The following is a 19,770-nucleotide window of genomic DNA, read 5'->3' on the forward strand; positions in this document are numbered from 1 at the left end:
ATAAAGTTATTCGATTCCCCTGTAATAAAGCCCGCGGGTCAGTTCCCCGTTGCCCGGAGCGCCGGTCAGATACCGGTTGATGACTTCCTCCGCCTCATATGCGGTCTCGGTGGTAAAGCGCAGAACTCCGAAGTCCTGATTGCGTACCTCCGCAAGCCGGTCGGCCATGTAGAGCGGAACGGAGTTCAACACCTCGCTGCACGCGCCGAAGCACTGCACCGGGAAGCGGATTCCCTTCCGGTCGGTCAAAAACGGCGCCGTTTTGCAGTTCTTGCACCCGCCCGCGTTCGCCGCGGGACAGTTGCGGGTGAGCATCAGCGGCAGCCGTCCGTAAAGAAGAAGCCCCCTCGGCAGTTCCCCGCCGATGGCGGCCGCCTGCGCGAGCGTCAGTTCAAAGGAAAGCTCCGTGTCGGAAAGGCCGAATTCGCGGTACCATTCCAGAGCGGCGGTGTTGGTGATATTGAGTGAAAATCCGCCGTGTACGGTCAGCCCCAGTTTTCCGGCAAGCGCGGCCGCACCGAGGTTGCCCGCCCAAACTTCGGAAAAGCCCGCCTCTTTTGCGTTCAAAAGGCGCGCCCGCACAGCTTTTTCCATCCCGAAGATGCCGCGCGGGATTTCCAGCGCGACGGGATAGCCGTCTTCCTTTAATCTTTGGAGGGTATTCAAATCCGTATTGTACGGAAGATAAACCAGTTCACACTGCTTTGCGGCAGAGGGAAGAACCGCACTCGTAAAACGTGCTCGCAAACGCATTTTTCCGGCCGTGTGGGTGCCCGCCGCGGGAATTTCACACATCTGGAACGGAATTTCCACGCGGCGCATGCGCATCTGCTCCAGCTTTTCCAGCGCCTCGCGGCGAAGCTTGTTCAGCAGAGAGACAGGAACGGAAAGCCCCTCCCCGATCTCACAGGTGATTTCGTCGGTGTAAAACGGCGTACCGCCCGTCTTTTTCAGCTGTTCGACACAGCGCTCTTCGTCAATCGCACGGTTGAGCGCTGGCTGGGGTGGCTCCCCAAGGGTGACGCGGGCCGTGCGGCCTTCCCCGTCGGCGGCAAAAAGTTCCACCGGCTGATCCTTTTGAATGGTCAGGCGGAACGAAACGGGAATCCTCTGGTACTCCTGGTTGTAAAGGCCGTGCAGCTCTGAAAACACCGCGCTCGTCGCGCCGGTCACGTCCTCTTTGGAGCGCACGCCGAACATATCGCGGCCCAGCTTCCCGTCCAGATACCCGGTGGTAAAGCCGGAGCGCGAAAAGACCGCGTCCAGATTCTTTACCAGCTCCGGGGGAACCGGTTCCCCGTCGGCAGCCAGCCGGCTTGCGCGCGCGGCCGCGGCAACATATTCCGGCCGTTTCATACGGCCCTCTATTTTTGCGCTGAAAATCCCCGCACGGCTGAGTTCATCCATGCGGCCGATCATCGAAAGATCTTTTAAGCTCAAGTCGTGCCCGGTTCCGCCGGTAACGGAAAACGGCAGCCGACACGGCTGGGCGCAAAGGCCGCGGTTGCCGCTGCGGGAGCCTAAAACGGAGCTGAAATAGCACTGTCCGCTTACGGACATACAAAGGGCGCCGTGAACAAACGCTTCCAGCTCCACGGGAGTGGACTCGTGGATTTCCGCGATTTCTTTCAGAGACAGCTCGCGGGAAAGCACCACGCGCTTGATTCCCGCGTCATAAAGCGCCGCGGCGCCCAGCGGGGTGTGGATACTCATCTGGGTGGAGGCGTGCAGCCGCAGACCCGGCGCGCATTTCCGCAAAAGCCGGATCAGTCCGGGGTCCTGCACAATCAGCGCGTCCACCGGAAGGGTGCACGCGTAAGAAACAAAATCGAGCGCTTTTTGCAGCTCGTCCTGCAAAAGCAGCGTATTCACCGCAAGGTAGACCTTTACCCCGCGGGCATGGCAATATTCCACGGCGGATTTCAGCTCGCCGCTGTCAAAGTTTTTGGCGCTGGCTCTTGCGCTGAACGCGCTGCCGCCCAGATACACCGCGTCTGCCCCCGCGCGCACCGCGGCGGTCAGGCTTTCCGGTGATCCGGCCGGGGCCAGAACCTCTATCTTACTGTTCGTCATTTTTCTTTTCAAAGAAGCTCATAAAACCTTCCTGTTCAGCGGTAATGCTCGGATTGACGCGGGAATAGCTTCCCGCCTGCGGCCTTTGTACGGGGGAACCGGGAACAACCGGCTTCTGCGCGCGGATTTCCTGCGCGGGCTTGTCCGCGTCGGGCTCGCCGTCCTCTGCCAGACGGGCGCGAAGAGTCTGTACTTCCCTTTTCAGGCGCTCAATTTCGCGCCGGGCCTCTTCGGCCTCCATACGGGCGTGGGAAGAGTCCTCCAGATAATCCTTGATCTGGGAGCGAAGGTTGTCCGCTCCGTTCACGGATTTATGGGATTCATCGCAGAAACGCAGCGCCGTGATGACGGCTGCCATGGTGATGGAAACACGCTCGTTTTTGCCTGTGATATCGTCCATGGCTTTTTCCACTTCGTCGCCGATTGAGCGTACATAGCTCTCGCTGTCGTCCGAGCTGATGACGCACTCACAGCCGCAAATATTTAATTTTACCCTGTTTTTACTCATGAAGTCATACCCTTTCACACAACAGCGAATTTAGAATTGTTTACATTATAATATATTTTAACATAATATGAAAGAGCTTTCACTATTTTTTACGGACCTCCCGGTCGAGATGCGGACCTCCCGGTGGGGATGCGGACCTGCCGGTCGGGATGCGCCTACGGCGGCGCTCTCAGGAAGCAAGGGGAAATTCCCCCAGTCGGGCTTCGCCCGCCCGCCTCCTCAAAGCGGGGCCCAATTCCCACCTTCCTCTTAGAGGGAGATGGCGCGCCGGAAGGAGTCTTCCAGACTCATGAGAGCCCCGCCGCGTTTGTGCGCAAATGGAATTGTGATTTCTTACGGGAAAAGCAGCGGATACGCTTTTCTTTGCCTTGCAATTTTGTGAACATTGCATAATTTTCAATGAAAAATACGTTGTAATAACAGAAGAACATTTTAAAAATTAAAAACATGAAAAAACGGCTATGCGGCTTAATATTATTATATATTTCTTTTGAAATTCAGAACCCTTTCCCTGTTATTGAAAAAAAGCGAATATTGGTATATAATAGACACAAATGAAATGATGGGATTTTGGAATCCCAACAGGGAAAATGACAGATTATTGCACAAGGAGGCGCCGCAAAAACGCGGCGGTTCCCTTCTAATGGAGGATATGATGATGAATTACAGGCAGCCGGTCGGCAAAATCAAGGAAACGCTTCTGTCCACGCTTGACCGTGTTTTCGGCGTCAGCCTTGAGAACGCGACCGACGAGCAGTGCTACAAGGCGGTTGCGCTCACCGTGCGAGATTTAATGGCCGCGGGCCGCAGCGAATACATGGCAAACGCGGAAAAAACCCACACCAAACAGGTTTACTACCTGTGCATGGAGTTTCTGCTGGGCCGTTCGCTCAAAAACAACCTGTTCAATCTGGGAATCGAAGAAGATTTCCGCAAGGCGCTGGCCGAGCTGGGGCTGAAGCTGGACTGTCTTTACGAGCAGGAACCGGACGCGGGTCTGGGGAACGGCGGACTGGGCAGGCTTGCCGCCTGTTTTATGGATGCCCTTGCCACACAGGGCTACCCCGCCACGGGGTATTCCTTGCGGTACGAGTACGGCATTTTCCGCCAGAAACTGGTGGACGGCTGGCAGACGGAGCTGCCCGACTTTTGGCTTCCGGGCGGGAAAATCTGGATGCAGGCGATTCCGGAAAAGAGCGTGGAGGTTCATTTCAACGGACATATTGAGGAATACTGGAACAACCAGTACCATGTGGTCAACCATAAGGATTACACAAAAGTAACCGCCGTGCCGTACGACATGTATATTGCCGGGATGGACGGCCGCGGAATCAGCCGGCTGCGCGTTTGGGCGGCAAGCTCCGCGGAGTTTGACATGAACCTGTTTAACTCGGGCAACTATATGCGCGCGATGGAACAGAACGCCATGGCGGAAGTGATTACCAAGGTGCTTTACCCCGAGGACAACCATCTGGAGGGAAAGAGCCTTCGCCTTTCCCAGCAGTATTTTCTGGTTTCCGCCACCATTCAGGATATTATCCGCCGCCATCTATTTAAATACAGCACGCTGGACAATCTGCCGGATCTCGTGGCCATCCACCTGAACGACACCCATCCGGTGCTTGCCATTCCGGAAATGATGCGCGTGATGCTCGACGAGTGCGGTTACGGCTGGGACGCGGCGTGGGACATCGTTACCCGTACCATCGCCTATACGAACCACACGGTTATGAAAGAGGCGTTGGAGTGCTGGGGGGTCGAACTGTTCCAGTCCCGTCTGCCCCGCATTTATCAGATTGTAGAGGAAATCAACCGCCGTTTCTGCGCGCAGATGCATGAAAAGGGCGTGGACGGTTACAAGGTAGGCCGGATGGCTCCGCTGAACGACGGCTATGTGAAAATGGCAAACCTCGCGGTGGTCAGCAGCCACAGCGTCAACGGGGTCTCCCAGCTGCACAGCGACATTCTGAAAAATACCGTATTCCACGATTTTTATACCGAGATGCCGGAAAGATTTACCAACGTGACCAACGGGATCGCCCACCGGCGATGGCTGAATCAGGCGAACCCCGGGCTTGCCGGGTTGATTACCGGACTGATTGGTGATAGTTACATCCATGACGCCGCGCAGCTGCAGAAGCTTGGGCGCTTCGCGGACGACGCTTCCGTACTGGGGCAGATGGCAAAAGTAAAGCGGGAAAACAAGCTCCGTCTCGCGGAGTATATTAAAAAGGAAAACTGCATGGAAGTGGACCCGGACTCCATTTTTGACGTGCAGGTTAAGCGCATGCACGAATACAAGCGCCAGCATATGAATGCTCTGCACATTTTGTCCGTTTACCAGTGGCTGCGGGAAAATCCCAACGCGGAATTCACCCCCCATACCTATATTTTCGGCGCGAAAGCCGCCCCGGGCTACTATTTTGCAAAACAGATGATCCGCTTTATTGTTGATCTGGGCAACACCATCAACAGCGACCCGCGTGTCAATCAGAAGATGAAGGTCATCTATCTGGAGGATTACCGCGTGACGCTCGCGGAGCTTTTAACCCCTGCCGCCGACCTGAGCGAACAGATTTCGCTCGCGGGAACCGAGGCTTCCGGTACCAGCAACATGAAGTTCATGATTAACGGAGCGGTCACCATCGGTACTTTGGACGGCGCGAATGTGGAAATTCACGACGCGGTCGGCGACGACAATATTCTTTTATTCGGCATGACGGCGGCGGAGGTTGACGCGCTCAAGCCGAATTATGACCCGAGGACGTACTTCAACGCTAGCCCGGCCATGAAACAGGCGGTCGAGGAGCTGAACACCGGTTTCTGCGGCGTGAAATTCAACGATATCGCCGATTCTCTGCTGAATCACGACCCGTATATGGTGCTGGCTGATTTTGATTCCTACGCCAAAGCGCAGAAAAAGGCGGAGACTCTTTACGGCGACGCGAAAAACTGGCAGCGCATGTGCCTGATGAACACGGCAAACGCCGGCCGTTTTGCGGCCGACCGCGCCATTCGCGAGTACGCGGAAAACATCTGGCACGCCCAGCCCCTGCCGGAAGATGCCGCGGAAAAAGAAACTCCGCTCAAACGCGCGCGTCTGGGCAGAAAAAGCAAATAACTGCGTACCTTCATGGGAGGAATATCCATGTTTAATTCCCGCAATCCGGTGTTTCGCGACCCCGTCGGGGCGGTGGCGGACGGCACGCCGGTGCATTTTAAGATTACTCTGCCGCGCTCCCTGCACTGCAGTGCGGCACGGCTGATGATAAAGGACGATTTTACCGGAGAAGATCTCATTCGGGGCATGTTCTGGTGCGGCATGAACGGCGGCGACGCCGAGTGGTGGGAGTGCCACTTTACGCCGGAAAAACCGGGGCTTTTCTTTTACCGGTTCCAGACCGATACCGAACGCGGAACTTTGCAGATCGCGCGCGGCCGCGGCGGCGAAGGCATTTTCAGCGACGCGCCTGCCTTTTGGCAGCTGACGGTGTACGACCGGGAATTTACCACTCCGGACTGGCTTGCCGGCGGGATTCTGTACCAGATTTTCCCCGACCGTTTTGCCCGTTCCGGCCAGCCGAAAACCGGCGTTCCCGCCGACCGCAGGCTGCACGAAAACTGGGAGGAACAGCCCGACTGGCGGCCCAATGAGGACGGCCGGATTACCAATACCGACTATTTCGGCGGCGACCTGCGCGGGATTGAGGAAAAACTCCCCTATCTTCAGTCGCTGGGGGTCACCTGCCTGTACCTCAACCCGATTTTTGAGTCGCACTCCAACCACCGGTACGACACGGCGGACTATTCCAGAATCGACCCGCTTCTGGGCAACGAAGAGGATTTTTCCCGCTTGTGTGCCGCCGCGGAAAGGGTAGGCATCCGGGTGGTGCTGGACGGCGTGTTCAACCACACGGGCAGCGACAGCGTTTACTTTAACCGGCAGAACCGCTACGCAGCTCCCGGCGCGTACCATTCCAAAAATTCCCCGTACTACCCGTGGTACACCTTTCGTCATTGGCCGAAAGATTACGACTGCTGGTGGGATTTTATTACCCTGCCCAGCGTAAACGAAAGCGACCCCTCTTACCGGGCGTACATCAACGGAAAAGGCGGGATTATCCAAAAGTGGCTTTCTGCCGGAGCTTCCGGCTGGCGGCTGGACGTAGCCGACGAGCTGCCGGATTTTTTTCTGGAGGAACTCCGCACAACGGCAAAGACGCAAAAAAGCAACGCGCTGATTCTGGGAGAAGTCTGGGAGGACGCGTCCAATAAGACGGCTTACGGCCAAAGGCGTCGGTATCTTTTAGGAAACCAGCTTGACAGCGTGATGAACTATCCGTTCCGAAGCGCGGTTCTGGGCTTTCTGACCGGAGCGGACGCCGGGGATATGATGGAAATCATCCTCAATATTCTGGAAAATTATCCACCGCAGGTCGTCCGCCTGCTGATGAACCATATTGGCACTCACGACACCGAGCGCGCGCTCACCGTGCTTGCGGGCGAGCCTTTAAACGGACGCGGCCGTGAGTGGCAGAGCACCGCGCACCTGTCAAGGGAGCGCCGCCGCCGCGGGCTGCGGCTGATGCGGCTTGCCTCGCTGATGCAGTTCACCCTGCCCGGCGTACCCTGTGTTTACTATGGCGATGAAGCCGGAATGGAGGGCTACCGCGACCCGTTCAACCGCGCCTGCTACCCGTGGGGGCACGAGGAAAAAGAGCTGGTGGAGTGGTACCGACTGCTGGGCAGGCTCCGCCGCAACTGCCCGGCGCTGAAAGAAGGGAATTTTCTTCCGCTTTTTGCTGACGGCTCCTGCATGGGTTACGTCCGAAGGGAGAAAACATCCGTCCTGCTCTGCGTCATCAACGCGGGAGCACAGAGCCGCACGGTGGAAGTCCCCGGGGAATGGCGGCTGTCCCGCGCGGTGATCGGCGTGGTGCCGGACGAAAACAACACGCTGGTTCTTGAACCCGAGGACTGCGTCGTTCTGCTGAAAAAGGAACGGTCGGAGTTTTAAGAAGAAAAGTGAAGATAAAAACAAGAATGCGCTTTGAACAGGATGAAACCCCGTTCAAAGCGCATTTATGATCCTTCATTTTTTATTCAGATACCGGTAGACCGTTGCCTCGGAAATTCCCAAGCGGGCAGCGATTTCCGACACCGCACCTTTCATCCGTAAAATCCCCTGCTCGTTCAGCTTGCGCACGAGTCGTGTTTTTTCCTCCATGGACATCCTCTTCGGCGGAATCCCCATTTCCTGAACAGCGGCTTCAATCATGGATTTTCCCGTGGATACCACCGGACTTTCCAGATTTTCAAACACTTCGCCGGGCTCACCGTCCGCGCCGGGGAACCGACGGAGAAACGCCTCCACATCCGCGCGGAACGTACTGACCCCGGAAACGTCGTTGTTGACGCAGAGCATTCCGACCAGCCGGCCCTCGTTTTTAATGTAATAAGTGGAGGAAAGAAAATCCTTTCCGTTTCCAAAGCCATGGTAGTTGGCCAGATAATCCTTTTCCCGGTAGCTTCCGTCCTGGATAATCCTGTGCGCCAAATCCGTCATCGGGCTGCCGATGCTCCGGCCGGAGTGATTGTTGCGTACGGCAATGACCGACTGCTCCGGGTTGGAAATGTCGTGCAGCAGCACTTCGCAGCTTGGCCCGCAGATATCCGCAATAAAATCCACCATGGGAATATACATTTTCAGAAGTTCCTGGTCTGTCACAAAAAAGCCCCCGATACGGTAAGTTTCATTTTCTATTTAACATATCATTATTGACTAAGAATTACAAATACTATTTTGCCAAAGACTTTGAAAACCGATAATAAAATTATTATCATCATAATAAAAAATATTGCAAACAGTTTCCGTAACCATTATAATAGGAAGCAGAAATGCGGTACGATAATCATGATAAAGGAGTTTTTTAAAATGGGAAACAAAGTGATTCATACGGAAAATGCGCCGAAGGCAATCGGCCCTTACTCTCAGGCGGTGGTGTCAGGAGGTTTTGTATTTGTTTCCGGTCAGCTGCCGGTGGATCCCAAGACCAATGAAATGCGCGAGCCCGACTTTACCGCGCAGACCAAACAGTCCATGGAAAATATCCTGAGCATTTTAAAGGAAAACAATCTGACGGCGGACAACATTGTCAAGACGACGATTTTTGTCAGCGATCTGGGCGGCTTTGCGCAGGTAAACGAGGCCTACGCAGCCTTTTTTGACAAGACCTATCCCAGCAGAGCCTGCGTGCAGGTCAGCCGCCTTCCGAAAGACGCGCTGGTGGAAATCGAGGCTATTGCAAGCCTGTAACCCCCGAAACAAAAATATGGGAAGAAAAAATAAGTTGCATTTCCCTCCTAAATGTGATATGATACTTAGGCGGCTTAAAGAAAGCCGCTAAATGCGCTCGTAGCTCAGCTGGATAGAGTGCTTGACTACGAATCAAGAGGTCGCGGGTTCGAGTCCCTCCGGGCGCGCCAAAAATAAGGACAAGGCTTTTGCCTTGTCCTTATTTTTCGTCTGTCACGAGGCGAAAACCCCGGTGCAGGTTGGGAGCACGAACAAAATTAATATTGCATAAGTGAGTTTGCAGAAAGAGCTTTACCAGTAGCTTCAGGGTGTGGACGCCGAAGGCGCAAAAGACGCTGTGCGTCCGCGGAACGCGGGTAGAGCGTGCCAACACCCGAGTCCCTCCGGGCGCGCCAAAAGCCCCGGTGCAGACACGGTAGAGCAAAGAAGCCTTCGTGAGAAAATCAGTTTTCCCTATTCATATAATCAATTTAAGAATGTATAATATTACAGTTGTTACAGCTGATGAGGAGGGAAAGAATGATCAACGATAATATTTGTCCATATTGTGGAAATAGTATGAGTTTGGGCTATTTGGGCGGAGTCCGTTATCAACTTGAATGGATTCCAGAAGGTGAAAAAGAAAGGCGAACAATTTTATCTAAAAATACTGGAATACCCCTTAATAAAACAAGCATCTTAAAATTTAATAAAGTCTATGCCTATCATTGTGATAAATGTAATTTATTTATTATTCATAAATAAAAGTTATAATAATAAGCATTTACATTGCTGAAATACAATGATAATACAAACGCGGGTGAAGCGTGCCAACACCCGAGTCCCTCCGGGCGAAAACCCCGGTACGATTTGTGAAAATAACCGTTTCGAGTGCATCAGGTGATCCGATTAATTGACCAATAAACAGGCCCGAATGTCAGGGATAAATTAAAGGTATCCGCAAAGTAATAAAGGCCGACGACGTCGCCCGCGTTCAGCTCAACTTCGCCGGAAAGCGTTACCGTACTAGCTTGCAAAATGGCCCGAATATTCACAAGGGAAATATTAACGTCCAGAACAGGCAAATAGCCGGTAATCAGATCTGTGGCAGTGGGAGCCGACCGTCTTACCGAAAAATACGGCATAATCCCCGAGCCAAGAGTGACTTGTATGACTACGGCCAAATTGTAATTGATCGTCGCTTTTAAACCATATCTTCCGGTTGCCGGCACAGTGTAATTTCCGGAGGTCGTGTCAAAGCTGCCGCTGTTAAAAAAAGGAGACGTAATGATGGTCCAGGGATTCAGCTGAGCGTCTGCGGATTTGGTAATGGAAGAAGCGGTCGCCGCGAAACCTTCCTGTACGGGAGTGGGAAATGAAATTGGCCATATATTCAGCATGGTATTGAGTCAGCTCCTGTATTGCTGTTATCAATTTTAAAAGGAATTATACAAAAGTTGCAGGGAGATCTGCTATAATATATTCATGGATTAACCGATTTGTCCACTCTGCTGCGGAAGCTCCGTTTGCGAAACAACAAATATATTTCCGTGAAACCATCATAATCGTTTGACAAGTATTTTTTCATGCTATATAATTGTTTCAATAACTTTTGTTGTTGTTATAAAAGATAGGATGGGAAGAATGAAGCAGCGAAGAGAACAAATTGTAGAATTGGTGAACAGTGAAGGTGCAGTGAGCTTTGCGAAACTGAAGACTACCTTTCCGGAAGTTTCGGAAATGACCCTGCGCAACGATCTGAAATTTTTAGATCAGACCCGCCAGATCGTCCGCGTTTACGGCGGGGCAAAATCGGTGGAGGTCGTTATTGGAACGGATGACTTGTTCTATAAACGCAACACACGCAATATAGAAAGAAAGCGGCAGATTACTGAAAAAGCCATCAAGCTTTTGCATCCGGGAACTTCCGTGTTTTTGGATTCCGGAACCACCACCACGGAGCTGGCGCGCGTATTTCCCGATGAATCCTACCTGATTTTTACTGGTGGAATCAGCTGCGCGCTGGAGCTGGCGCATTTGACACAGTCCCAGATTCACATTTTGGGTGGACAAATGAACCGGTTCAGCCTGAGCGTGAACGGAATCAGCAGCGTCAAGGCGATTGAAAACGTCAATTTCAACATCGCTTTTCTGGGGGTGACCGGGTACAGCCAGGAGACGGGCTTTAACTGCGGAGTGGAAGATGAAAACGAACTGAAAAAAGCCATCATCCGAAAATCCGAAAAAGTGGTCGCATTAATGGATTCGGAAAAAGTGGGAATTGTCAACACTTTTACTTTTGCCACGCTCAAAGATATTGACGTTGTTATTTCGGATGACGATTTGGACCCGGATACCAAAAAAGTCTTTCAGTCCAACGGAATTGAGGTTTTGTAAGGCATAATTCTTTCAAAAATATAATGATGTTTGAGAAACCGCTTTTGTTTTATCAAAACAAAAGCGGTTTCTTGCAAAATAAAATAAATTTGTAGATTTAGTAAAAAAATTTACCATATTATTAGAAATTTTAACACTTGAACCACAACATAATTGTTGATATTATAATTACATGTTTTAAAACAATAAGTTTTCGACAATATTCTACAATATTTTGGAGATCATTATGATTACAACGGTTACACTCAATCCCGCAATGGACAAAACAGTTGAAATCCCGAATTTCACCGCGAACCTGGTGAACCGGGTCACGGCCATGCGCGCCGACCCCGGCGGAAAAGGAATCAACGTCAGCAAGGGAATTGCCTCGCTGGGCGGAACCAGCCGCGCGGTGGCGGTATTGGGGGGAGCAACGGGTTCTAAAATTGCCGATGCCCTGAAAGATGGGAATCTGCAGCCCGATTTTTTGTTTACCAATCAGGAAACGCGAACCAACACAAAAATCATCGACCCGGTTCGCCGCACCAATACCGATATTAACGAGCCCGGCAGCCCAATGGAAGAAGGTGTTCAGCGGGCCGTGCTGGCAAAGCTGAAAAACGGGCTGAAAAAAGACGACATTGTTGTACTGGCGGGCAGCCTGCCCGCGGGCGCGCCCCGCACCCTGTACCGCGACTGGATTTTGGAATGCGCCGCGGCAGGGGCAAAGGTATTTCTGGACGCCGACGGCGATTTGCTGGAACATGGAATTGAAGCGGCGCCCTACTTAATTAAGCCCAACCGCGAAGAACTTTCCAGACTGTTCCAAAGCTCCCTGAATTCGCTGGAGGAAATCATTACAGCGGCAAAAACGCTGGTACGCGGCGGCATTCAAAAGACCGCGGTTTCTCTGGGTGCGGACGGCGCGCTGCTGGTTACCTCGGGCGAAGTTCTGTATGCCGAGGGGCTGCGGGTTCCCGTGGGCAGCACAGTGGGTGCCGGCGACTCTATGGTGGCCGCTTTCGCCTACGGCGAAGAAACCGGAATGACTGCGCGGGAGACCTTCCGTCTGGCAATGGCGGCCGGAGCCGCGAGCGTCATGTGTTCCGGCACACAGGCGGCAAGCCGTTCCTCGATTGAAAAGCTGCTGCCGATGGTAAAGGTTCAGTCATTGGATTGATTGGGATAGAATAGGAGGTTAAATCATGAAAACGAAAGCACTGCGCCTGTACGGCGCGTCCGACCTGCGGCTGGAGGAATTCGAGCTGCCGGAGATTAAGGAGGACGAGATCCTTGTCAAGGTGGTGTCCGACAGTATCTGCATGTCCACCTACAAATGCGCGATTCTGGGGGAAAAACACAAGCGTGTTCCCGACAACGTAGCCCAGCACCCCACGATTATGGGCCATGAGTTTGCCGGTAATATTATAAAGGTAGGAAAAATGCATCAGGACAAATTCCGCCCCGGCATGAAATTCACATTGCAGCCCGCGCTGAATTATAAGGGAACCATGTGGTCGCCCGGGTACTCCTACGAATTCTTCGGGGGAGACGCGACCTATTGCATTATTCCTCATGAAGTAATGGAACTCGGCTGCCTTTTGGAGTATAAGGGAAAATCCTACTATGAAGCTTCTCTGGCGGAACCGATGTCCTGTTCCATCGGCGCGTTTCACGCCTGTTACCACACAAAAATGGGTGTTTATCACCATGATATGGGCATTAAGGAAGGCGGAAGCCTCGCGATTCTGGCGGGCGCCGGCCCCATGGGACTGGGCGCGCTGACCTACGCGCTGCACAGCGACCGCCGTCCCTCCCTTGTTACGGTGGCCGATATCAACGAAGACCGGCTGGCCCGTGCAAAAGCGCTGTTCCCCGCAGAGGAAGCAAAGAAGGACGGGATTGAGCTGTATTTTGTGAATACGGCCAATATGGAAAATCCCGCGGCGGAGCTGAAAAAGCTGGCGGGCGGCGGTTACGACGACGTCTTTTCCTACGCGCCGGTTCCCAGCGTGGTGGAGCTGGCCTCCGCGGTTCTGGGGCGCGACGGCTGCCTGAACTTCTTTGCCGGCCCGACCGACCCGCAGTTCAGCGCAAAGATGAATTTTTACGACGTTCACTACAATTCCACCCATGTAATGGGTACTACCGGCGGAAATACCGCGGATATGCTCGAATCCCTGGAGCTGACGGCGGCGGGCAGAATCAACCCGGCGGTCATGGTCACCCACATTGGCGGACTGGACAGCGCCGGAGAAACTACGCTGAACCTGCCGAAGATTCCCGGAGGAAAAAAGGTCATCTATACCCATATTGAAATGCCGCTGACAGCAATCAGCGATTTCCGCGAAAAGGGCAGGGAAGACAAACGGTTCGCCGTGCTTGCGGATATTGTGGAAGCGAACAACGGCCTCTGGTGTGGCAAGGCGGAGGAGTATCTGCTCAAGGAATGGGAGCAAACGGATTAATTACATAGAGAAAACGAATCAGTGCGTGCAGATTTTTCAGAATGGAGAAGGTAGTTATGAGTGTGGGAATCAAGATTAAGGATGCGGTCAAAAAATACGGGCAGAACACGGTCATTCCCGATTTGTCGCTGAACATCCGCAACGGGGAGCTGTTTACCCTTCTGGGGCCGTCCGGCTGCGGAAAAACAACACTGCTCAGGATGATTGCCGGGTTTAACAGCATTGAGGGCGGCGAGTTCTATTTTAACGACAAACAGATCAACACCATGGACCCCGGCAAGCGCAACATCGGCATGGTCTTTCAGAATTACGCAATCTTCCCCAACATGTCCGTCCGTAAAAATGTGGAGTTCGGTTTGAAAACCAAGAAAGTACCCCCGGAAACCATCAAGGAAGAGACGGACAAGTTTTTGAAGCTGGTGCATGTGGACCAGTACGCTGACCGTATGCCGGACAGGCTTTCCGGCGGTCAGCAGCAGCGCGTGGCGCTTGCCAGAGCGCTGGTCATCCGCCCGGACGTGCTTCTGATGGACGAGCCCCTGTCCAATTTGGACGCAAAGCTCCGTGTGGAAATGCGCACGGTCATCAAAAATATTCAGCGGGACGTGGGAATCACCACCGTCTACGTTACCCACGATCAGGAAGAAGCCATGGCGATTTCCGACCGGATAGCCGTTATGAAGGACGGCGTCATTCACCACTGCGGAAAACCGAAGGATATTTACCAGCGGCCGGCGGATTTGTTCGTCGCAACCTTTATCGGAAAATCCAACCTGCTGAAAGCAAGATTTCTGACGGAAAGCGGGCGTCACTACCTGGAATTCCTGAACGGATACCGTGTGCCGTTTGAAAAAGTGCTGAAAAACGCCCCGGATCAGTCGGACGTGGTGGTTTCCGCCCGCCCCGAAGAGCTGCTGGTTCACCCGGCGGGGGAAAACGCACCCAAAGAAGGACTCCGCGCGGTCATATCGGACAGCGTGTTCCTGGGACTGAACACCCATTATTTTGTTAAGCTGGAAACGGGCGAAGAGGCGGAAGTTATTCAGGAGTCCCGCATCGACTCGCTTCTGCCCCCCGGCAGCAAAATCATTCTGACCCTGAATGTGGAAAAAGCCAATGCGTTTGACGCACAGACCACAAAGAGCATCATGGAAGGGGTCAACAACAGCACGGATGCCCCGGCTGAAGCGGTAAACGGGGAGGAAGGCTGATTATGGACACAACGAAAAAGAGACTGGGTTTCTGGAGTTTTGTTTCCTTTGGAATCATGGCTTTGATCCTGCTGTTTCTGGTCTACCCGATTTTCGGGCTGATGAAAGAGGCCTTTTTTACGCAGGGCAGCGGATTTACGCTGGACGCCTTCCAGAAATTCTTCAGTAAAAACTACTATTACCAGACCATTGGCAACAGCTTTCAGGTATCGCTCGCGGTTACCGTCATCAGCCTGCTGCTGGGGATTCCCTTTTCTTATTTCTATACGTTCTTCCAGCTGAAAGGGAAAAAACTGCTGTTTGTCCTGTGTCTGCTCTGCACGCTTTCCGCGCCTTTCATCGGCGCGTATTCCTGGATTTTGCTGATGGGCAACTCCGGACTGGTCACCAATTTTTTAAAAACGTTCGGCATTACGGGAATCAGTATCTACGGCTTCGGCGGAATTGTGCTGGTTCAAACGCTCAAGCTCTTCCCTCTAGTGGTTATCTATATGAACGGAGCGTTCCGGGATATTGACAATTCCCTGATGGAAGTGGCGGAAAGCATGGGCTGCAAAGGGGTCAAGCGGTTTTTCAAGGTGCTGATGACCCTGACGATGCCCACCATTCTGGCCGCGGCGCTGCTGGTGTTTATGAGGGCTTTCGCGGACTTTGGCACGCCGGCATTGATCGGGCAGGGCTTCCAGACGTTCCCGGTACTGATTTACAACGAGTACTTAAGCGAAAACGGAGCCGACTTCCATTTTGCGGCGGCAATCAGCTTTATTGCGATTATTGTAACGGGAGTTATCTTCCTGATTCAGAAATTCGCCACCAATAAATTCAGCTTTACCATGAGCGCGCTCCACCCCATTGAACCAAAAGAGGCCAAAGGGGCGGGCGGGTTCCTGATGCACGCGTTCTGCTATCTGCTGGTCGCAATCGCGCTGGTTCCCCAGATCTATATTATCAATATGTCTTTCCGCAACTACAACAACAGCATTCTGCGCCCCGGCTATTCCCTTGTGAACTACCAGAAGGCCATACAGAAAATGCTGTACCGTTCAATCGGAAATACGATTGTCATCAGCGTGGTCACGCTTGCCATTATTATTGTGGTCGCGATTCTGATCGCTTATCTGGTGGTCAGAAAAGGAAATGTTTTCAACAACGCAATCGACACCATTTCCATGCTGCCGTACATTATGCCCGGCGCGGTCATCGGTATTTCCCTTGTCATTGCGTTCAATAAATCACCGTTTGTGCTCAACGGCACACTGGCCATTATGATTATCGCGCTGGTAATCCGAAGAATGCCCTTTACCAGCCGTTCCGCCACAGCGGCCATGATGAAAATACCGGAAAGCATTGAGGAGGCCGCCGTCAGTCTGGGCGCGTCCAAGCTGAAAACACTGGTGCGCATCACGGTTCCCATGATGTCCAGCGGGGTTATTTCCGGCGCGGTATTAAGCTGGGTTTCCATCATTACGGAAATGTCCAGCGGCGTAATCCTCTACAACAATAAGACCATTACTCTTACGGTCAGTACCTATAACGCGATTGTTCGCGGAACCTTTGGCGTAGCGGCGGTGTTTGCCGCGGTCACGACGGTCTTTACCGTGGTCTGCCTGTTTATCTATTTGAAGTTTACCAAAATTGAGGACGTCAAGCTGTAAAGCGGGTTTATTTTGGGCAAATATTCGGGAGTCGAAAACCCCGGTATTTTCAAATAACAAAGGAGAGAGAGAAATGAAAAAAAGGTTATGTATGTTCCTTGCAATGGCAATGGCGGTGACAATGGTCGCCTGCAGTGCCCCAAGCTCCACCGAATCCAAGGCTGCTTCCCAAGGGGCGGCACCAAGCGCGGCGGCCTCTTCCTCGTCTGACAGACCCTACTGGACGAAGGGTGAAGACGAAGTGACCGGCACCATCAATGTTTATACCACGATGGAAGAAACCCAGCAGCAGAGCCTGCAGGAAATGTGGGAAAAGTATTACCCGAAATGCAAAATTGAATTCCAGTCCGACTCCGTCGGCACCCTGGTCACCCGTCTGAAATCAGAAGCGAACGCACCGGTAGCGGATGTTCTGATTGGCGGCTTGTTTGAAGCGGACGGCGACAAGTATCACGATATTCTGCAGCCGTATACGGCCGTGAATGACTCCGAGCAGCAGTACCACGACAAAAGCGGTTTCTATACCCTGTATGATGTTCAGCTGATGTGCCTGATTGTCAACAAGGACCAGTGCAAGAATCTGGGTGTCGAGGTAAAGGGCTATCAGGATCTGCTCCAGCCGAAGCTGAAGGGCAAGATCATTCTGGCGGAGCCCAGCGTATCCTCCAGCGCATACCGTCAGCTTCAGACGATTCTGGCCACGATGGGCAAAAAGTTTGATGACGAAGCGGGCTGGAATTACATTAAACAGCTGATGGTTCAGTGCAACGGAATCAGCACCACCAGTTCTTCCGAAGTATACAACGACGTTATCAACGGCGAGTACGCGGTCGGTCTTTCCTATGAATCCACCGTACAGGCCATGATTCGGGACGGCGCGTCCAACTGCGAGTGCGTTTACATGAAGGAAGGCAACACTGCAATGGCCGGCGGCGCCGGAATCGTCAAGGGCGCCCCGAACAAAGCTGCCGCAGAAGCAATGATGAATCTGCTCGCCAGCAACGAGTTCCAGGATGCCCGTTCCAAGGAATCCGGCGGACGCGGCACAAACTCCCTGTGCGCAAACTCCGGTCTGCCGAAGGAAGATACTCTGGGTCTGGTCAAACTGGACTTCGACTATCTTGCCAAAAACAAGACTGCTCTTATTGACCATTGGGCAACCATGTGGAAGAGTGTAAAATAAGATTTTAGTATGCAATACAGGATTATAAAGCAACAGAGGACAGCAATCGCTGTCCTCTGTTGCTTTCGCTTGAGAAGTTATGGGAAACGCGGATCGGGGTCAGCCGATCTGCGGGCAGTTTTCGTTTCTCAGTTCCCACGCAAGGTGCGCGCTTTCCTCCAGCTCCTCCAAAGCGTAAAAAGCGGAGAGGAGGTCGGAAGAAGCGACAATCGGGCCGTGGTTTTGCAGCAGATAGCCGCGGCGGTCATCCAGGTTCCGGGAAAAAGCCGCAAACAGTTCCTGTGAGCCCGGCGGCGCGTAGGGCACAAACCCGATGTCTCCCAGCTTCATCCGCAGATACGGCGTATAGTGCGGAAAGCTTGGGCTTTTTCCTGCGGTATAGCAGGACCAAAGGGTAGCGTAAAAACTGTGGGTATGAAGAACGGCCCCGACAGAGGGGTCTTTTTGGTACAGCGACAGGTGCAGTGGGAATTCTTTGCTGGGCTTGATTCCTTCCAGGTGATTTCCGTTCAGGTCGATCACGGAGAAGGAGTCTTTTTGCAGGGTACCGAAACAGGTGCCGGTGCCGCTGATCCAGATTTTATCATCCACACGAAAACTGAGGTTGGCGCTGGAACCGGCGGTTTTTCCCCGCTCAAACAGGCTTTTTGCAACCCGGACGGCGTCGCCCAGATTTTTTTCCAATCGGTCGCTCATGAGTTCGCTCCTTTTTCCGTTATTTGCAGCGCTCTTAAAAAGAAATCACTTTGCCCGAAATTCCCGGACTTTAGGACAAGCCGGATTTCCGGATGCTCCAGCGGAACCATGACCGGCACTCCGGGGGCAATGCTTTCCCCGATTTGGTACGCGTGGTAATGGAGCGCTTTTGTGACCGCACCGGACGTTTCCCCGCCGGCCACGATGATTCTGGTGTAGCCGTTGCGCACCGCTTTCTGAGCCAGACGCGCCATGGTTTGCTCCAGAAGCTCCGCTTCGCGGTTGTCGCCGGTTTCCTTTTCCGGCTTACCGCCGCTGCCCGCGCTGTAAAACAGCACGCTGTCCGTGTCAAAAGAAGCCGCCTGCTGCCACAGGCTTTCCGCCGTCTGCTCTCCGGACAAAAGTTTGGACGCGTTTACCACAATGCCGGTTCCGCCGTTTTCCAGAAAAGAGCGTACCTGCCCCTGGGTAGCAACCGAGCAGCTTCCCGCGACAAGGATCGCTTTTCCGGTGCTTGGGGCGATATTTCCCGCCTGATTGGGGCGGCTCCGGGTGTATTCCTCGGCAAGCGGCTGCATCAGGCCGGAACCGCCGGTCAGCAGCGGCAGTTTTCCGAACAGGGAAACGATTCTTTTCGCGTCCCGGTCATCCTCATACTCCGGCACCACATAGAAGTGAGGGTTCTCTTTGGCGAAAGCCGCCACTTTTGCAATGATTTCCTCGTCCGGCGCGCTCATTTCTTCTCTGCCCAGAACCAGACACGGGTATTTGCTCTGACCGCGCATCAGGTTCGGCAGATAGCTATCCCACATGGGGGTCAGGGGATGGTTTTTCATATGGCTTTCCGACAGCGGAACCTGATCCACATAAAGGCTTCCGTCGCGGACAGTCCGTTTGTTGATCGGAAGCGACGGGCACAGAACCGTGTAAGGAATCGAATTCTTTTCCAGCAGCATATCGCCAACGGCCCCAATATTGCCGCGCGGGGTAGAATCAAAAGTCGAGCAGTATTTGAAATACAGCTGCTTTGCCCCCGCTTTTTTTAGCCATTGTGAAGCCTGAAAGGATTCTGAAACGGCTTTTTCCGCTGTTTCCGTGCGGGTTTTCAGAGCGATGACCACGGCTTCCGTGCCCTCCTCAACAGAAAAAGAGTCCTGCGGAATTCCGTTGCAGAGAACGGTCCGCATTCCGCCTTTGGCCAGAAAAGAGGCGGCGTCGCTGGCCCCCGTAAAATCATCCGCGATACATCCCAATATCATCTTGTTTTGCATAGAATACCTCCGGTAAATAGAAATACATAGGAAC

The 19,770-nt window shown here is 53.1% G+C and carries 16 protein-coding genes and 1 tRNA gene; 11 read left to right on the forward strand and 6 right to left on the reverse strand.

What is annotated here, in order from left to right; all coding sequences use genetic code 11:
• Positions 1-6 precede the first annotated feature (6 nt).
• Positions 7-2,073, reverse strand: a complete 2,067-nt coding sequence (locus J5W02_RS09040) for a U32 family peptidase (RefSeq protein WP_255575660.1) — start codon at positions 2,071-2,073, stop codon at positions 7-9.
• Entirely contained in the window at positions 2,060-2,581 is a 522-nt protein-coding gene (locus tag J5W02_RS09045) for a cell division protein ZapA (protein WP_219965371.1), read from the reverse strand. The genes J5W02_RS09040 and J5W02_RS09045 overlap by 14 nt, the downstream gene beginning before the upstream one ends.
• Before the next feature lie 652 nt (positions 2,582-3,233).
• Between J5W02_RS09045 and J5W02_RS09050 the strand changes: the two genes are divergently transcribed.
• Positions 3,234-5,702 carry a glycogen/starch/alpha-glucan phosphorylase gene (locus tag J5W02_RS09050; RefSeq protein ID WP_407928373.1) on the forward strand — a complete coding sequence of 823 codons (2,469 nt, stop codon included), beginning with the start codon at positions 3,234-3,236 and terminating at the stop codon, positions 5,700-5,702.
• 27 nt (positions 5,703-5,729) lie between these two features.
• Complete coding sequence (locus tag J5W02_RS09055; protein WP_219965372.1) at positions 5,730-7,598, forward strand: glycoside hydrolase family 13 protein; 1,869 nt, start codon at positions 5,730-5,732, stop codon at positions 7,596-7,598.
• A gap of 75 nt (positions 7,599-7,673) precedes the next feature.
• On the opposite strand, the gene J5W02_RS09060 is transcribed toward J5W02_RS09055, so the two are convergent.
• Complete coding sequence (locus J5W02_RS09060) at positions 7,674-8,309, reverse strand: helix-turn-helix transcriptional regulator (protein WP_219965373.1); 636 nt, start codon at positions 8,307-8,309, stop codon at positions 7,674-7,676.
• A gap of 207 nt (positions 8,310-8,516) precedes the next feature.
• Between J5W02_RS09060 and J5W02_RS09065 the strand changes: the two genes are divergently transcribed.
• The 3 genes from J5W02_RS09065 to J5W02_RS09075 all read left to right on the forward strand — a co-directional run bounded on the left by J5W02_RS09065 (position 8,517) and on the right by J5W02_RS09075 (position 9,641).
• Positions 8,517-8,897 (forward strand): RidA family protein, encoded by a 381-nt coding sequence (locus tag J5W02_RS09065; protein WP_219965374.1) that lies wholly within the window; start codon positions 8,517-8,519, stop codon positions 8,895-8,897.
• Positions 8,898-8,990: 93 nt separating this feature from the next.
• A tRNA-Arg gene (locus J5W02_RS09070) sits at positions 8,991-9,067 on the forward strand.
• A 349-nt stretch (positions 9,068-9,416) separates the two neighbouring features.
• The gene (locus J5W02_RS09075; protein WP_219965375.1) at positions 9,417-9,641 is read left to right on the forward strand and encodes a PF20097 family protein; all 225 of its coding nucleotides are present in this window, start codon (positions 9,417-9,419) and stop codon (positions 9,639-9,641) included.
• Positions 9,642-9,772: 131 nt separating this feature from the next.
• Here J5W02_RS09075 and J5W02_RS09080 read toward each other — a convergent pair whose 3' ends face one another.
• Positions 9,773-10,276 (reverse strand): hypothetical protein, encoded by a 504-nt coding sequence (locus tag J5W02_RS09080; RefSeq protein WP_219965376.1) that lies wholly within the window; start codon positions 10,274-10,276, stop codon positions 9,773-9,775.
• 244 nt (positions 10,277-10,520) lie between these two features.
• On the opposite strand from J5W02_RS09080, the gene J5W02_RS09085 reads away from it, so the two are divergent.
• From J5W02_RS09085 to J5W02_RS09110, 6 genes are all read left to right on the forward strand, one after another.
• Positions 10,521-11,273, forward strand: a complete 753-nt coding sequence (locus J5W02_RS09085) for a DeoR/GlpR family DNA-binding transcription regulator (RefSeq protein WP_255575662.1) — start codon at positions 10,521-10,523, stop codon at positions 11,271-11,273.
• Between the two features lie 226 nt (positions 11,274-11,499).
• On the forward strand, positions 11,500-12,432 hold the full coding sequence (pfkB, locus tag J5W02_RS09090) for a 1-phosphofructokinase (RefSeq protein ID WP_219965378.1): 933 nt from the start codon (positions 11,500-11,502) through the stop codon (positions 12,430-12,432).
• Between the two features lie 25 nt (positions 12,433-12,457).
• Positions 12,458-13,720 carry a zinc-binding dehydrogenase gene (locus tag J5W02_RS09095; protein WP_219965379.1) on the forward strand — a complete coding sequence of 421 codons (1,263 nt, stop codon included), beginning with the start codon at positions 12,458-12,460 and terminating at the stop codon, positions 13,718-13,720.
• A 56-nt stretch (positions 13,721-13,776) separates the two neighbouring features.
• Complete coding sequence (locus J5W02_RS09100) at positions 13,777-14,931, forward strand: ABC transporter ATP-binding protein (RefSeq protein WP_219965618.1); 1,155 nt, start codon at positions 13,777-13,779, stop codon at positions 14,929-14,931.
• 2 nt (positions 14,932-14,933) lie between these two features.
• Positions 14,934-16,586, forward strand: a complete 1,653-nt coding sequence (locus tag J5W02_RS09105) for an ABC transporter permease (protein WP_219965380.1) — start codon at positions 14,934-14,936, stop codon at positions 16,584-16,586.
• 73 nt (positions 16,587-16,659) lie between these two features.
• The gene (locus tag J5W02_RS09110; RefSeq protein ID WP_219965381.1) at positions 16,660-17,769 is read left to right on the forward strand and encodes an extracellular solute-binding protein; all 1,110 of its coding nucleotides are present in this window, start codon (positions 16,660-16,662) and stop codon (positions 17,767-17,769) included.
• 99 nt (positions 17,770-17,868) lie between these two features.
• On the opposite strand, the gene J5W02_RS09115 is transcribed toward J5W02_RS09110, so the two are convergent.
• Both J5W02_RS09115 and otnK read right to left on the reverse strand, forming a co-directional pair.
• Positions 17,869-18,465, reverse strand: coding sequence for a class II aldolase/adducin family protein (locus J5W02_RS09115; protein WP_219965382.1), 597 nt, complete (start codon positions 18,463-18,465; stop codon positions 17,869-17,871).
• Complete coding sequence (gene otnK / locus J5W02_RS09120) at positions 18,462-19,736, reverse strand: 3-oxo-tetronate kinase (RefSeq protein WP_255575663.1); 1,275 nt, start codon at positions 19,734-19,736, stop codon at positions 18,462-18,464. The genes J5W02_RS09115 and otnK overlap by 4 nt, the downstream gene beginning before the upstream one ends.
• Positions 19,737-19,770 lie beyond the last annotated feature (34 nt).

Origin of the sequence: Caproiciproducens faecalis, assembly GCF_019448085.1 — a bacterium.
Taxonomy (GTDB): Bacteria; Bacillota; Clostridia; order Oscillospirales; family Acutalibacteraceae; genus Caproiciproducens; species Caproiciproducens faecalis.